Here is a 15,756-nt window from a genome sequence, read left to right on the forward strand (position 1 = left end):
CTTTATCTCTAAAAGTCAACTAGGGTTTTAAATATCACTATATTCCATTTCTGCGTTGCGTAAACAATCGTATCGGCAATTAATAGCCGTATATGTTTAAACGTCCTCCTTTTCCTGAGTTTGTCTATACATTCTTTTTCCGACCATCTCCTTCGTATTTAAGTATGAATTTACTTTATCATAACACTTCAATAATGTAAATATTCAAAATTAACAGAATGTTAAAATAATTAACAAGTACTATACAATTTCCTATTTTTTAAAGTTAGATTAATAGAATGGTCCGATATATTCTACAAGTTGTTGTTTAACTTTTAGAAAATAGCGTAGTATAATATTAATAAGTCAATGCAAAAGGAGCATCATACATTATGAAGCCAATTACAAATAAAGAACAACAAGTAACCTATTTAAAAGAACGTCTGGAAATTTTCCTTGAAGTGCTTGATGCAATCGATCCTGAAACAACGGAACTTGAAGATATTGATCGCTTAATTCAAATGATGGATGATTTAGAAGAAAAAATGGACCAATTCCAATCTCGCGAAGAAAAATAGAAAATTCAGCAATGCCTGTACAATAGGTATTGCTTTTTTCGTTTTTTTGACCAATTCTGCTATTATTCGCTGTTATTTCTTTCAATCTGACAACATTCATGTAAGCGCTCTTTTTTTTCCACTTTAAAAGAGTTATAATGTAAGATGGTTTATTAAGAAGGACAACACATTCACTTTTACATGGAAGTTTTGTTCTACATTTATATCAAGCTTTTCATTAATTAAAATACACATATTTTTCTGGGGGGAAAAATAAGATGGCATACTTAGAAACTTTAGAAAAAAGTCTTTATTCTTTAGTAACTGAAACATCTACTAACTTACCAAAAGACGTTCGTCGTGCTATTAAAGCTGCAAAAGAAGCAGAAAATGCTGGTACTCGTGCAGCGATGTCTTTAGACACAATCACTACAAATATTGTAATGGCAGAAGACAATGTATCTCCAATTTGTCAAGATACAGGTCTACCAACATTTAAAGTATATACTCCAGTTGGCGTAAACCAAATCGAAATTAAAAAAGCAATCCAAACTGCAATTGCTGCAGCTACAGGTGATGCAAAATTACGTCCAAACTCAGTTGATTCATTAACTGGTAAAAACTCTGGAACAAACATTGGTGCTGGTCTTCCGGTAATCAAGTTTGAACAATGGGAAAATGATTATATTACAGTGAAGCTTATTTTAAAAGGCGGCGGCTGTGAAAACAAAAATATCCAATATTCTTTACCTACAGAATTAGAAGGTTTAGGTCGTGCCGGTCGTGACTTAGACGGTATCCGTAAATGTATTTTACACTCTGTATGGCAAGCACAAGGGCAAGGCTGTTCTGCTGGTTTCATCGGTGTTGGTATCGGTGGTGACCGCTCTTCAGGTTATGATCTTGCAAAAGAGCAATTGTTCCGTCACGTTGATGATGTGAATCCAATCGAAGACTTAGCAAAACTAGAAAAGTATATTGTAGAAAAATCAAATACATTCGGTGTTGGTACAATGGGCTTCGGCGGTGAAGCGACATTATTAGGATGTAAAATCGGGGTAATGGACCGTTTACCGGCTTCATTCTTCGTATCTGTAGCGTACAACTGTTGGGCTTACCGTCGTATGGCAATCGATATCGATCCAGCGACTGGTGAAATCACTAACTGGCACTACCAAGAAGGTGAGAAAATCACTTTCCGCGATGAAGAAAAACAAGACAACTCAGACAACAAAGTAGTTGAATTAGTTGCACCAATTACTGAAGATAAAATTCGTTCACTTAAAGTTGGCGATGTAGTAAAAATTTCAGGCCGTATGTACACTGGTCGCGACGCAATCCACCACCACTTAATCGGTGAAGGTGTAGAAGCGCCAGTAGACTTAGATGGTCAAATTATTTACCACTGCGGTCCAGTAATGGCTAAAGACGAAGCAGGCAACTGGGTTGTTAAAGCTGCCGGTCCAACAACTTCAATTCGTGAGGAGCCATACCAAGGCGATATCATGAAAAAATTCGGTATCCGCGCTGTTATGGGTAAAGGCGGTATGGGTCCAAAAACACTTAAAGCTTTATCAGAACACGGTGGCGTTTACTTAAACGCAATCGGTGGTGCTGCTCAGTACTATGCAGACTGCATTAAATCAGTTGACGGCGTAGACTTAATGGAATTCGGTATTCCAGAAGCAATGTGGCATTTAACAGTAAAAGACTTTACAGCAGTTGTAACGATGGACTCTCATGGAAACTCATTACATGCTGATGTTGAGAAATCTTCTTTAGATAAACTAGCGATGCATGCAGAGCGTGTATTCTAATAGATAAGAAAAAACGGCTTCAACTGCTAAAGGTTGAAGCCGTTTTTTTATCTCGTTTCAAATTACATATTATTCTAACTATTCTTTTTATTGGCATGTTATACTATTTTTTATATAAGGTATAGGTGGTGTTTTATGTTCTATATTATGATACTGATCAATGCAATATTTATAGCTGCTCAAATACACGTGAGCAAAAAATATCAGTATAGGCGTAGTTTACTCGTTGCTCTTTTATATACGGTTTACGTTAGTATTATTTTTCCTTATGTAACTTTTGGATTTATATATATCTATCTTTCAGTAATGCTTTGGCTATTTTTCTTCGCATGTTTTTTTATGCGAGATCGACTGTTTGATTATAAAAAGCAGCACAGAAATTGATCTGTGCTGCTTTTAACTATTATTGAACTAATTGTTTATCGGCTGATTCATTGTAGATTGTTGTATCGAGCTCTTTTGTTGCACGGCTTGATACGACACCCGAAACCATTGACCCGCTTACATTAAGCGCTGTACGACCCATGTCGATCAAAGGTTCTACCGAAATTAAAACACCTGCTAAAGCAATCGGTAAGTCCATTGCAGATAATACGATAATGGCTGCGAATGTCGCACCACCACCTACACCTGCTACACCAAACGAACTAATCGCCACAATTAAAATCAATGTTGCGATAAAGCCAGGTGTTAACGGATCGATACCAACTGTCGGTGCAATCATTACGGCCAACATTGCCGGATATACACCCGCACAACCGTTTTGCCCGATTGAAAGACCAAATGAGGCAGCAAAGTTGGCAATACCATCTGGAACACCAAGACGCTTAGTCTGTGTTTGAATATTTAACGGTAATGCCCCTGCACTTGAACGTGAAGTAAAGGCAAACAGTAATACTTCTGCTGTTTTCTTCACATAAGTCAATGGGCTTAAACCTGTTAATGAAACAATGATTAAATGCAGGATGAACATAGCGATCAATGCCACATATGAAGCAAGGATGAATTTACCTAAATCCATTATCGCCCCAAAATCACTTGTTGCAACTGTACGTGCCATAATGGCAGCTACACCATATGGAGTCAAACGTAAAATAATACGGACAACACCCATAATTAAACCGTAAAGTGCATCGACACCTTTTTTAACATTTGCCGCCGTTTCTTCTTCTTTTCGACGGAGTGTTAAATAACTAAATCCTAAAAATGCCGCAAAAATTACAACCCCAATTGTTGATGTTGCACGTGATCCTGTTAAATCTGCAAATGGATTCGCAGGAAACATCGATAAGATCTGTTCCGGTAAAGGTGTCACTTCCGCCGAACGCTCAACCAATGACTCCCCACGAGCTATTTCGGCCTCACCTTGCATAATTTGAGATGCATCTAAATCAAACAGAACTGTTGATGTAATACCTAAACCAGCTGCAACAGCAGTCGTACCGATCAATACCGATAAAATAACTGCTGCTGACTTCCCTAAGTTTTTACCAAATGTAACTTTTGTAAATGCCGCTAATATTGAGATGAATACTAAAGGCATCGCAATCATCTGAAGTAATTTTACATAGCCGGTACCGACGATGTTATACCATGGAACAGTTTCATTAATGGCATCTGCTCCCGCCCCATAAGCAATTTGTAAAACGGCCCCAAGCAAAATACCTAATCCTAAGGCGACAAAAACACGATTTGAAAACTTAACATGCTTCGTTTTAAGGAAGTATAAAAACGCAATTACGACTAATAGCAAAGCAATATTAAGCAATACGTATAAATCCAAAGTAAACTCCTCCTATTTAATAAATGTACTTCACTATATTACTCTATAATCCTTATAAGTCAAGTTGGCATTATTTTTTTTAATTCTCTATTGTATGTTATTTACAAAATAAGTTTCCTATATTATAATTATTCTAAATAAGAAATCATTCTAAACTAATTGAAATTCATTATCAGTCCTTATCAATATTAATAATCATTATCAAGGAGGTATTTATGAATAATTCTAATCGAGAAAACTTATCATTAAATGAGAAAATCTTAGAACATAAAGAATTAATTGCTGCATTAGTATCAGGTTTTATCATTTTGCTCGCGTGGCGAATGGAATCTACAGAACAGACGACAGCTGCCGTAATAGCCTATTTAACAGCATTTTTTATCGGTGGCTATGCAAAAGCAAAAGAAGGTATTGAAGATACAATTGAAGATAAGTCTTTAAATGTCGAAATTTTAATGATTATCGCTGCCATTGGTTCAGCCATTATCGGTTACTGGATGGAAGGTGCCGTATTAATCTTTATTTTTGCCTTAAGTGGTGCACTTGAAACATATGCAATGAATAAAAATAATCGTGAAATTTCTTCATTAATGGAGTTACAGCCAGAAGAAGCATGGCTTGTACGAGGCGGATTTGAACCGATTAAAGTTTCTGTAAAAGACCTAAAGGTGAACGACCATATTCTAGTAAAGCCCGGCGAACGTATTCCGGCAGATGGCGAAATTTTCAAAGGTGTCTCAACGGTCGATGAGGCAGCGATTACCGGTGAATCAATGCCGATCACAAAAAATGTAGGGAATGAAGTTTTTGCAGGGACAGTAAATTTAAACAGTGTATTAACTGTAAAAGTAACGAAACCTAGCACCGAAACGGTATTCCAAAAAATCATTACACTTGTTCAATCTGCACATAGTGAAAAATCACCTTCACAACAGTTTATTGAACGTTTTGAAAGTGTTTATGTAAAGGCGGTATTATTGGCCGTAGCACTGATGATGTTTTTACCGCACTATTTACTAGGCTGGGACTGGACGACAACTCTATACCGCGCGATGGTGCTGCTAGTTGTTGCATCTCCTTGTGCGTTAGTTGCTTCTATTATGCCCGCTACCCTTTCAGCAATTTCTAATGGGGCAAGAAACGGGATTCTTGTTAAAGGCGGTGTGCATTTAGAACATTTAAGTGCTATCCGTGTATTAGCTGTCGATAAGACCGGTACATTAACACAAGGAACACCTGTTGTGACAGATTTTATCGTACGTGATGAGTTAGACACACAACAGACGTTGGCTTTAATTGCAGGCATCGAGGGACAATCAAACCACCCCCTTGCACAGGCAATCAACGCATTTGCCAAAAAGCAGAATGTTATCCCACCGCACAATATTACTATTGAAGATATTCCGGGTTACGGGATGAAAGCGCAGTTTAATGAACAGTCCTATATAATCGGGAAACCTGATTTCGTAGGAGCCGGTTTGGCAAATCAATTTGCGGATGGAGCACTCGAACAATTAGCGAATGAAGGTAAAACAGTTGTCTTCCTGAAAGATCATCAGGGCATCGCAGCACTGATCGCCCTAAAAGATGTCGTTCGGGACGAGGCGAAAAAAGCGGTAGCCGCACTGCAAGAACTTGGAATTAATGTCGCGATGCTGACTGGGGACAATGAAACAACCGCAAAAGCGATCGCAAAAGAAGCAGGCGTTTCCACTTATGTAGCGGAGTGCTTGCCGGAAACGAAAGTCGAGCATATTAAACAATATCAAAAAACTTCCGGCCATGTCGGAATGGTTGGCGATGGTATTAATGATGCCCCTGCTCTGGCAACTGCCTCCATCGGTATAGCAATGGGCGGCGGTACAGATGTGGCACTCGAAACAGCGGATGTCATTTTAATGAAAAATGACTTATCTAAAATTGCCCATGCGGTTAAGCTTTCTCGAAAAATGCAGCGTATCGTAAAACAAAACATTATTTTTTCATTAACAGTAATTGCACTGCTGATCATTTCGAACTTTTTCCAAGCGATCAGCCTTCCGATAGGCGTTATCGGCCATGAAGGCAGTACGATTTTAGTTATTTTAAATGGATTACGTATGCTGAGTAAAAATGTTTAATCCAACATTAAAAGGTGCATCCCATTCACAGGATGCACCTTTTTGCTTTTTCTATTAAACCAATACAAACCATAAAGCCATTGTTACAATAATTGTCGTCAATCCCATCAGCAATGTTGCCATCGTTTGTGCTTTATAGGCATCCGTTACTTTCATTCCGCTGTATTGTGTAATGACCCAGAAGAAACTGTCGTTTACATGGCTTACTGTCATTGCTCCTGCACCGATCGCCATGACAACTAAAGCTAGCGGTACTGCCCCTTCGATTCCTAAAGTCGGTAGCATCGGTGCAATTAAAGAAGATGTAATAACAATTGCTGCTGTTGAAGAACCTTGCGCTGTCTTTAACGCTGCGGCAATTAAAAACGGAATTAATAAAAATAATGCACCTGTTGCCAATGCACCTAAATCCATTTCCTGCAATTTATCACCGACACCTGTATTTTTTATAACCGTACCAAATGCCCCACCGGCACCTGTTATTAATAAAATTGGTGCTGCTTCTTTTAATGCTTCACCAATCCAGTTTGATAATGTTTCTTCACTCAGTTCAGGCAATAGTAAAAATGCAGCAAATACCCCTAGTATAAGTGCTACTGTAGGTGAACCGAGGAATCTGAAGAACATATTAACCCCTGCTTCCGGATCGCCAACTAATGCAGCAATTGAACCAGCACCGATCAACACAATCGGTAACACAATCGGTAAGAATGATTTAAATGTAGAAGGCATTTTACCAAACGATTTTATAATATCCTCATAATCTAATGCCGGTTCATCATCTGCATCAACCCGGATTTTTGAGGCTACTTTCGTTGCCCAAATATAACCTACAATTGTTGCTGGTATGGCAACGATTAATCCCATTAAAATAATTGTCCCTAAATAATCTGTCGCACCAATATTACCTGCAGCCGCAATCGGGCCTGGTGTAGGCGGTACAAGCACGTGTGTTGCATATAAACCAGTAGCTAAAGCAACTGCCATTGAAGCAATTGTTACGCCCGCACGTTTAGCGAGTGCTTTCTTTAAGCTCGTTAAAATAATATAACCCGAATCGCAAAATACCGGGATAGATACAATATAGCCAATGATCGACATCGCTAATTGCGGACGTTTCGGTCCGATCACCCTTAATACGACTTCGGCCATACGAAATGCAGCACCGGATCGTTCTAATATAACTCCGATAATCGTACCTGCTACGATAACGATACCGATACTCGTCATCAAGCCTCCAAAACCTGTGTTAATACTCTCTACAACTGTCAATAAAGGCATACCTGCTGCAATACCGACAAAGAATGAACTAATTAATAATGCAAGAAAAGGATGCAGCTTTAGTTTTGCGGTTGCAAAGACAATGAACAACACACCAATCAGAATAATTAGAAACAACATTTCTTCCCCACTCCTTTATAGTAATCTTTTTATTAAATCCATAACTTTTTGATTCAAATAGAAGCTTGGATTATTCAATGATTGCTCCACTGAAATTTCTTCACTCACAATGCTTTCAACCTGATGAAAATAGGTTTTTAGTATATGGGAATTTTCCACCATTCCTGAAAGCAAAATAGTAGGCACACCTTGTTCTTGAGCCAGCTTAGCAACCCCTATTGGAGCTTTTCCGGAAAGTGTCTGTTCATCCGATTTCCCTTCACCTGTTATGACGTAATCCGCATATTCCAGATGATTTGAAAACTGCACTGCTTCCAGCACAATATCTACTCCAGGCTTAAATTGGTGCGGAAAAAATGCCATAAACGCTGATCCAATTCCTCCCGCCGCACCAGCTCCTGCACAATGCCGAACTGTTACGTTTTGCTGTGACTCGATTATCGTAATATAATGTTTTAGATTTTGATCAAATATATTAATATCACTCGGTTTTACTCCTTTTTGTGGTCCGAATACAGAAGTAGCCCCATTTGAACCGATTAACGGATTATCTACATCACAGGCAATCATGAATGTACTTTCAGAAATTCTTGTATCGAAACTAGACAGATCAATTTTCTCGAGTTCCTTAAATTGAAAAACATCGTTTAAAATTTCCTTACCATCTTTCCCAATGAACTTCATACCAAGTGCCCTTAGCATTCCTTGGCCACCATCATTTGTAGCGCTACCCCCGATGCCAATTATGAAGTGACGATATCCTGATTCCATTGCATGCTGTATAAGTTGACCCGTTCCATAGGTTGTCGCAAAACGGGGATTTTTTTCTTTTTCATCGATAAGCGTTAAGCCTGAAGCTTGAGCCATTTCTATTACACAAGTTATTCCGTCACCGAGTACTCCATATTTAGCTTCAATCAGTTTCCCTAAAGGATTTTGAACAGTTGCTGTCAAATACTTACCTTTTGTCGCTTTGACTAATGCATCAAGTGTTCCTTCACCGCCATCCGCAATCGGTAAACATATCGTTTCAATGTTACTGTCCACCCTTTTAATCGCTTCCTTAATAACTGTTGTAACTTCTCCTGAAGTCAATGTTCCTTTAAAGGAATCCGGGCTTATAATAATCTTCATATGATTCCTCCTTTACATGAATAAAGCGCTTACAAAGATTATAGTGATAAAATTCTGAATTTACTTTATACTTATTGTATAATTTTTTTTATAAATATTACTTTATTTTTGTACGAGGTGTATAAATTGTTAACGTTAAGGCTGGCAAACGAAATTGTAGAGCAAACAATGCTTCGATTAAAGCGTAATGTAAATGTGATGAACATTGACGGTATTATATTGGCTTCCGGTGATAAGGAACGGGTGGAAAAGTTTCACGAAGGTGCAAAGTATGTAGCGGAAACGAAGAAAACACTCATAATTTCAGATGACAATCTACATGAATTCCCCCAAACAAAACATGGGATTAATTTGCCGATCTTCTTTCAGGAGGAAATCGTTTGTATTATTGGAATTACCGGTGTGGTCGATGAGGAGCTGCTAAATATTTCTTCACTAGTTCAGCTAACAGCAGAAGTTTTAGTTCATCAGGCGCTTATCGAATCTAAAAGCGAGTGGCAGCGGAAAATGAGTGTACATATTTTTGAAGAACTGACTAGCGGTACATCCATTAATCGTGTTATAAAAGAACGGATAAAAAAACTGGCTATTCCTTTTATTGCTCCATATTGCATCATATTATTGAAGGCCGAGCAAAAGACTGGTTCCCACCGGACACTTATTCAATATATCGAGGATTTCTTTTATAACAAACCCGTCATATTTGGACATTTTCAGTTGGACGAATATTTTATATTAACGACTGAAATGGATCAGCCTACTCTCGTTAAATTAGTAGAAGCTTTTAATACATATATTAAAAGCAAATTCAGTATAAAAATTGCTGTCGGTGAACAAGCAGATACTCTCGAACGTTTACCGCATTCCTATAGAACAGCACAACTCGCTTTAAGACATCACAATACCGGATCGAAAGTAATTTACCATAAGGAAGTTGAAGTTTTCACGCTGTTTAATCCGGAAGCTGCCCAGCACTACAGTATAAAAACATTAAATGGGCTGGATGATAAATTATTAATTACTTTGCAAAGTTTTTTTAATAATAATAAATCCTTTTCAGCAACTGCCGATGAACTGCAAATACACCGACATACATTAACTTACCGGCTATCTCAAATTAGAGAGTACACGAATTTGAATCCTACGGAGTTTCACGATGCACTAAAACTTCAAATCGCCCTATGGCACCGTGAAGGACTAAATCAATAAAAAGTTTGGACATAAAAAAAGCTATTTTCCTCTAAAGAAAAATAGCTTTTTGCTGAGCGTTAAAATTGATTTCCATCAAGGGAAGCTTTCCACGGGTACACCTTAAAAAACAGGTGATTTAGCTTGCTTTTTGCTTTCCTTTGCAAGCTGTCTTTTTTGGAATGATGCGTTTAGTAATCCGCCAAGGATGAGAATCATTCCTGTGAAATAGAGCCAAAGCATTAATATAATGACCCCGCCGATACTTCCGTATGTTGAGCTGTAATTTCCGAAATTGTTAATATAGAATGAGAATCCGTAAGTTAATACAAGCCAGCCCAATGTCGCAAATACAGCTCCTGGAATAACACTAAACATCGTTAATCGCGGGTCGGTATTCGGAACAATCCAATACATGATTGAGATTACGATGAAAATAAGTGTTGGCGGCATAATCCAGCGCACAAAGGTCCAAATGGTTGTGAATGATTCCTCTACACCAAAATAGCCGAAAACGATATTACCGATTTGCTGACCAAACACCGGGAATAACAGGGCGATTAAAATAACTGCCACTAATGCAACTGTAAAAACAAGTGACCATAAACGGTTTAAAAACCCTGCTCTGCCTTCAACATCGTACGCACGGTTTAATGCTTTCATCAGTGCATCAACACCTCTTGAGGCAGACCAGAGCGTACCAATAATACCGATTGAAAGCAGTCCGCCGTTTTGATTATTTAAAACATCAGCTAGCGTAGTTTCAATCAGTCCATATACTTCGTCAGGCATTACATCACTTAAAAAGTCGAATATTTGCCCTTGTTCCAAATTTAAATACGGTAAAAGCGTTACCATAAAAATAAGCATCGGGAAAAATGATAACAGGAAAAAATAGGCCAGCTGTGCCCCCATGCCTGACATGTCCACATTCTTAATTCGATAAATTAAATCCTGGATGAACCCTTTTGTCGTCAATACATTTATTTGGCTGCGCTCGGGCGAAACATATGATTTAACTAGTGAGATCTTTTCTTTTAGTTCTTCTTTTTCTTCCATGCTGCCACCACCTGTTCACATTATGTTGATTCAGTGGATATCATGGACATCCGGTTACCCGATTTGATCATCCTTTTTCGAGAAAGCCTGAATCGTTTCAGAAACCATACTTTGAATTGTAGCTGGTAACTCTTTAATATCATTTTGATTTTGCATAATTGTTTGGACACCATTATTTACTGTTCCATACAATGATTGCGCTTGTTCCATTTTTGTTTCTACCAATGCCATTAATTCATCGCGGTTTTCGGAATAATACGCTACTGTATCCTTCGCTTTTTTGGCTGTTTCAACAGTATGCTCTCTAGTTTGTTTATCCAACATACTAATTGCTGCTCCAGTTACAGCTCCAATCGCTATAAAAGGTAATAGTTTACTTTTCATTAATTTTTCTCCTCCTATATATGCTTTCGTATTCCCCTAATAATTTTTCATAAAACTTCTCTATTTGTATTTTAACGAATGTTCGATATTATTAAAAGTATTCAGTAAACTTTAACCTGTTGACAATATGATGGTTGCATGAAATGATATTTTTGTAAACATTGAAAGGTAGGGCACACAAATTATGGACTTATCAAATCCGTCGCAGCAAAATGTCGTCTATATGATTGAGCAGATTAAAGAAAAACTTCGTATGGTAAATGTTGATGCTATGCAGTCTTCTTCATTTGATGAAGAAAAATACGAAGATCTACAATATTTATATGAAATGGTTATGAAACGCGATTCATTCAGCCCAAGTGAAATGAATGCCATCGTAGCAGAACTAGGCGCCCTTCGTAAATAACCTCAGCTGTATAATGTGAAAAAGAAGCTTATCGATTAATTCGACAAGCTTCTTTTTTTCATTTCTTATTCCCCAGGAAATAATAATTATTTATTTAATTCGACAGCAATTTTTGCGCCTACTCGGGCATTATGTTTTACAAGGGCAATATTTGCATCAAGTGATTTGCCTTCTGTCAGTTCTTTCACTTTACCTAGTAGGAATGGCGTTACATTTTTACCAGCAATACCTTGTTCTTTTGCTTCATTTAATGCATTTTCAATAATTCCGTCGATTACACTTGATTCCATAGCATCTTCTACTGGAATTGGGTTAGCGATCAATGCACCGCCACGTAGACCTAAATCCCATTTTGCGCGTAAAATTGCGGCAGTTTCTTCTGCAGAATCAACACGGATATTTACATCGAATTCACTTTCACGTGCGTAGAATGCAGGCAATTTATCTGTTCCGTAACCGATTACCGGTACACCTTTTGTTTCAAGGTATTCCAATGTTAAGCCGATATCTAAAATTGATTTTGCACCTGCACATACTACAGCAACATTTGTCATTGCCAGCTCTTCCAAGTCTGCAGAAATATCCATTGTTGTTTCAGCACCGCGGTGAACTCCACCAATACCGCCTGTTACGAATAATTCAATGCCAGCAAGTTCAGCACAGATCATTGTTGCTGCTACAGTCGTTGCACCGATTTTTTTTGTTGCAAGTAAATAGCCGATATCACGACGGCTTGTTTTTGCTACACCTTGAGCATTACCGAACATTTCTAATTCTTCATCAGATAAACCGATTTTAATTTTTCCATCGATTAATGCGATTGTTGCCGGCACTGCACCGCCATCACGAATGATTTGTTCCACTTCGCGAGCTGTTTGTACATTTTGTGGATACGGCATACCGTGTGAAATAATTGTTGATTCCAATGCGACGATCGGTAAGCCTTTCTCTTTAGCTTCTAATACCTCTTGTGAATATGATAAATATTGTTCCATTATAAATTCCTCCATTCAAGTAAGTTATCTTTTGTTAAATCTTCACGAACTGTTTTATCTGATTGTAAAGTTTTCGATGCATTTATCAACCCGAGCTGGATTGCCTCTTCAAGCACCTCATCGTTTAATACACCGTGTAAAAATGCACTGACAAATGCGTCCCCGGCACCGGTAACATCTACTATATTTCTCGTTGCAATGGCCTTGTAATGTACTACCTTGCCTTCATTACCTACCATAACTCCGTGCTCGCCTAAAGTGAGAACAACATGTTCCGCTCCTTTTTGCATCAACATATTAACAGCCTTGTCATAATGGCTGAATGTATCCAGCTTCACATTTAAATAGCTTTCCCCTTCATCACGGTTGCAAATAAAGTAGCGTATACCGTTCAGATCTTGCGGCATATGCTTCATTTTAGGTGAAGAAACAGGGATAACCGCCAATGCGATATTACGCTCTATTGCAAATTTCCTAATATATTCTACTGTCTCCAGTGGACTGTTTAAATCAATGACAATACAGCTGGCATTTTGTAATATTGCTTCGTGCTTCTTTAAAATACTCGGCAACAGCTGATCATAAATCTCCATATTTGCCATTGATATTACAAGTTCGCCCGTATTATCAAGTACTGCTGTATAGGAACCTGTATTATAATCGCTTAATTTCTCTACTAAATCCACATTCATCATACTTTTACAATTTTGTTCAATAAATGCACTATCATGATCTTCACCCATTACAGTAATAAGGGAAACACGGTTGCCTAAACGTCCTAAGTTTTCTGCGATATTACGGGCTACACCGCCTACAGATTCTGTAACCGCAGCAGGATTGGAAGTCCCCAGCTGGACATTTTGCTCAATAGTGAATTTACGATCGATATTGGCACCACCAATTGCAATGATTTGATTTTTTTCCGGCAAAACATAGGCACGTCCTAAAATTTCTCCACGTTTTATGAGCGATGAAATCATGTTGGCAAGCGCCGGCCTGGACATACCAAGTTGTTCTGCCATTTCCTGTTGTGATAAGTAGGGATTTCTTTTTATTAATTGAAAAATTAATTTTTCCTTTTCATTCAACTTTATCACCTCGAATCAAACATTTGTTTCTAATTATAAACTTTTGTTCAAAAAATGTCAAATTAACATTAATTTTTCCTTCCAAGTAGTATGGAAGTACTTTCTTCTATTATGAGTTATGAATCAACAAAAAAAGCTGTTCAGAAGGTTTACCCTTCCAAACAGCTTTCTCATTATTCAACGATTATATCGCCATTTTCTGCTATACGCGGCTGTACGAGCACTTCAACACGACGGTTTTTAGCTCTGCCTTCTGCTGTATCATTTGTAGCAATCGGCTGGAATTCTCCAAAGCCTTTAACACTGAAGTATTTGGAATCCAGTCTTTCATTGCCCGAAACAATTTCCTTCATGAAGTTTACCGCACGCATAACCGACAGATCCCAGTTAGAATCAAATTCCGGTGTCTTAATCGGTACATTATCTGTATGACCTGTAATAACAATATTACGCGGTGGATCAAACATTAATAATTGAGCAAGCTCATCGGCAATGGAATTGTATTCCGCCTTTACATCCGCTCGCCCCATATCAAATAAAATACTGTCCCGGATTGTAATCAATAATCCTTCATCTGTCATTTTCGTTTCAAACTGATCTTCGAGCTCATTAATCGCAATAAACTCGTCCACACGGTTTTGCGTTTCATGGAGGCGTTCCTGATCCTCCATATATTTGGATATTCCTGTTGGTGGCGTACTATCCGGTGATTGAATAATAGCTGGGTTATCCATTACTCCTGTACCACCAGTAAAAATATTATTAAATACTGCTGACATTTGCTCTAATTTCTGCTCATCCACTGAGCTTGATGCAAATAGTACGATAAATAATGCTAATAACAGAGTTAAAATATCTGCATAAGGTACTAACCAGGACTCGTCAATATGCTCCTCATGCTTTTTATGTCTTTTACGCTTCTTTGCCAAGGCCACCCGCCCCGCTTTCGGTAATTTGCTTACGTTCTTCCATCGTTAAATATGAAGCCAGTTTCTGCTCGATTACACGAGGTGCTTCACCTTCAAGTACGGATAAAATTCCTTCAATCATCATCATCTTTTGCTTCACTTCTACAGCAGACTTACGTTTTAGCTTGTTGGCAAATGGATGCCATAAAACATAACCTGTGAAAATCCCTAATAATGTTGCAACAAAAGCAGCTGATATAGCCGTACCTAAATTATCAATATCAGACATATCTTTTAATGCGGCAATAAGACCGACTACAGCACCCAGTACCCCAAGTGTCGGTGCATATGTACCTGCTTGCGAGAAAATACCTGCTCCACTTGCATGGCGATCTTCAAGCGCTTCAACTTCCTCTGTTAACACATCGCGAATATAGTCAGCGTTTTGACCATCGATCGCTAATGTCAGACCATTTTTTAAAAACGGATCTTCAATTTCAGCAGCTTTGCTTTCTAACGCCAATAGTCCTTCACGACGAGCTAAGTCAGCCCATTGCGAAAACATTTTGATCAAGTCGATATCACTTGCGAGTTTTGTTTCAGAAAATAAGATTTTGAACAGCTTTGGAACTCTTTTTAGTTCCTTCATCGGGAAAGCGATTGTTACTGCAGCAATCGTACCGAAAATAATAATTAAAATCGCAGCAGGGTTTATTAACACTTCCGGTGTAACGCCCTTTAAGAACATCCCTACTAACAGGGCGATAAAGGCGATGATAATCCCAACAACTGATGATATATCCATATGTAGTACCTCCAAATTACGATGTCTTTTCTTTATTTCGGTATATTTAAATTTTTATTAACTTCCTTTACACTAGTTGTAAGAAGATTTTTTTGTTTTTGACACATTATTGTTCTTTTCTAAGCTGGAATA

14 protein-coding genes are annotated in these 15,756 nt (G+C 38.1%); 5 read left to right on the forward strand and 9 right to left on the reverse strand.

Translation table 11 applies throughout. The features are described from left to right. Positions 1-368 precede the first annotated feature (368 nt). Both MKY27_RS15225 and MKY27_RS15230 read left to right on the forward strand, forming a co-directional pair. Complete coding sequence (locus MKY27_RS15225) at positions 369-557, forward strand: SE1561 family protein (RefSeq protein ID WP_339176658.1); 189 nt, start codon at positions 369-371, stop codon at positions 555-557. A 257-nt stretch (positions 558-814) separates the two neighbouring features. After that, complete coding sequence (locus MKY27_RS15230) at positions 815-2,353, forward strand: fumarate hydratase (protein ID WP_339196097.1); 1,539 nt, start codon at positions 815-817, stop codon at positions 2,351-2,353. A 403-nt stretch (positions 2,354-2,756) separates the two neighbouring features. Here MKY27_RS15230 and MKY27_RS15235 read toward each other — a convergent pair whose 3' ends face one another. After that, the gene (locus tag MKY27_RS15235; RefSeq protein ID WP_339196099.1) at positions 2,757-4,136 is read right to left on the reverse strand and encodes an L-cystine transporter; all 1,380 of its coding nucleotides are present in this window, start codon (positions 4,134-4,136) and stop codon (positions 2,757-2,759) included. Between the two features lie 215 nt (positions 4,137-4,351). Between MKY27_RS15235 and MKY27_RS15240 the strand changes: the two genes are divergently transcribed. Beyond that, positions 4,352-6,256, forward strand: a complete 1,905-nt coding sequence (locus MKY27_RS15240; RefSeq protein ID WP_339196100.1) for a heavy metal translocating P-type ATPase — start codon at positions 4,352-4,354, stop codon at positions 6,254-6,256. Between the two features lie 54 nt (positions 6,257-6,310). On the opposite strand, the gene MKY27_RS15245 is transcribed toward MKY27_RS15240, so the two are convergent. Both MKY27_RS15245 and MKY27_RS15250 read right to left on the reverse strand, forming a co-directional pair. Continuing rightward, positions 6,311-7,657, reverse strand: coding sequence for a GntP family permease (locus tag MKY27_RS15245; protein WP_339173620.1), 1,347 nt, complete (start codon positions 7,655-7,657; stop codon positions 6,311-6,313). A 15-nt stretch (positions 7,658-7,672) separates the two neighbouring features. Beyond that, positions 7,673-8,791 (reverse strand): glycerate kinase, encoded by a 1,119-nt coding sequence (locus MKY27_RS15250; RefSeq protein ID WP_339196102.1) that lies wholly within the window; start codon positions 8,789-8,791, stop codon positions 7,673-7,675. Positions 8,792-8,908: 117 nt separating this feature from the next. On the opposite strand from MKY27_RS15250, the gene MKY27_RS15255 reads away from it, so the two are divergent. After that, positions 8,909-10,000: a sugar diacid recognition domain-containing protein gene (locus tag MKY27_RS15255; protein WP_339196103.1), complete on the forward strand. Its 1,092-nt coding sequence runs from the start codon at positions 8,909-8,911 to the stop codon at positions 9,998-10,000. Between the two features lie 102 nt (positions 10,001-10,102). Here the strand turns inward: MKY27_RS15255 and MKY27_RS15260 are convergent, their stop codons facing one another. Both MKY27_RS15260 and MKY27_RS15265 read right to left on the reverse strand, forming a co-directional pair. After that, a complete protein-coding gene (locus MKY27_RS15260; protein ID WP_339173626.1) occupies positions 10,103-11,038 on the reverse strand; it encodes a YihY/virulence factor BrkB family protein in 936 nt (311 codons plus the stop codon). Positions 11,039-11,092: 54 nt separating this feature from the next. Then, positions 11,093-11,422 (reverse strand): YtxH domain-containing protein, encoded by a 330-nt coding sequence (locus tag MKY27_RS15265; RefSeq protein WP_339173629.1) that lies wholly within the window; start codon positions 11,420-11,422, stop codon positions 11,093-11,095. Between the two features lie 184 nt (positions 11,423-11,606). Between MKY27_RS15265 and MKY27_RS15270 the strand changes: the two genes are divergently transcribed. Next, complete coding sequence (locus MKY27_RS15270; protein ID WP_339173631.1) at positions 11,607-11,828, forward strand: DUF1128 domain-containing protein; 222 nt, start codon at positions 11,607-11,609, stop codon at positions 11,826-11,828. An 86-nt stretch (positions 11,829-11,914) separates the two neighbouring features. Here MKY27_RS15270 and MKY27_RS15275 read toward each other — a convergent pair whose 3' ends face one another. The 4 genes from MKY27_RS15275 to motA all read right to left on the reverse strand — a co-directional run bounded on the left by MKY27_RS15275 (position 11,915) and on the right by motA (position 15,624). Then, complete coding sequence (locus tag MKY27_RS15275) at positions 11,915-12,823, reverse strand: pseudouridine-5'-phosphate glycosidase (protein WP_079523642.1); 909 nt, start codon at positions 12,821-12,823, stop codon at positions 11,915-11,917. After that, a complete protein-coding gene (locus tag MKY27_RS15280) occupies positions 12,823-13,911 on the reverse strand; it encodes a carbohydrate kinase (RefSeq protein WP_339196106.1) in 1,089 nt (362 codons plus the stop codon). Before MKY27_RS15280 ends, MKY27_RS15275 begins: the two co-directional genes overlap by 1 nt. A gap of 173 nt (positions 13,912-14,084) precedes the next feature. Continuing rightward, positions 14,085-14,840 carry a flagellar motor protein MotB gene (motB, locus tag MKY27_RS15285; RefSeq protein WP_339196108.1) on the reverse strand — a complete coding sequence of 252 codons (756 nt, stop codon included), beginning with the start codon at positions 14,838-14,840 and terminating at the stop codon, positions 14,085-14,087. Next, positions 14,824-15,624 carry a flagellar motor stator protein MotA gene (gene motA / locus MKY27_RS15290; RefSeq protein ID WP_339196109.1) on the reverse strand — a complete coding sequence of 267 codons (801 nt, stop codon included), beginning with the start codon at positions 15,622-15,624 and terminating at the stop codon, positions 14,824-14,826. Before motA ends, motB begins: the two co-directional genes overlap by 17 nt. Positions 15,625-15,756 lie beyond the last annotated feature (132 nt).

The organism is Solibacillus sp. FSL R5-0449 (genome assembly GCF_037975215.1).
Lineage (GTDB): Bacteria > Bacillota > Bacilli > Bacillales_A > Planococcaceae > Solibacillus.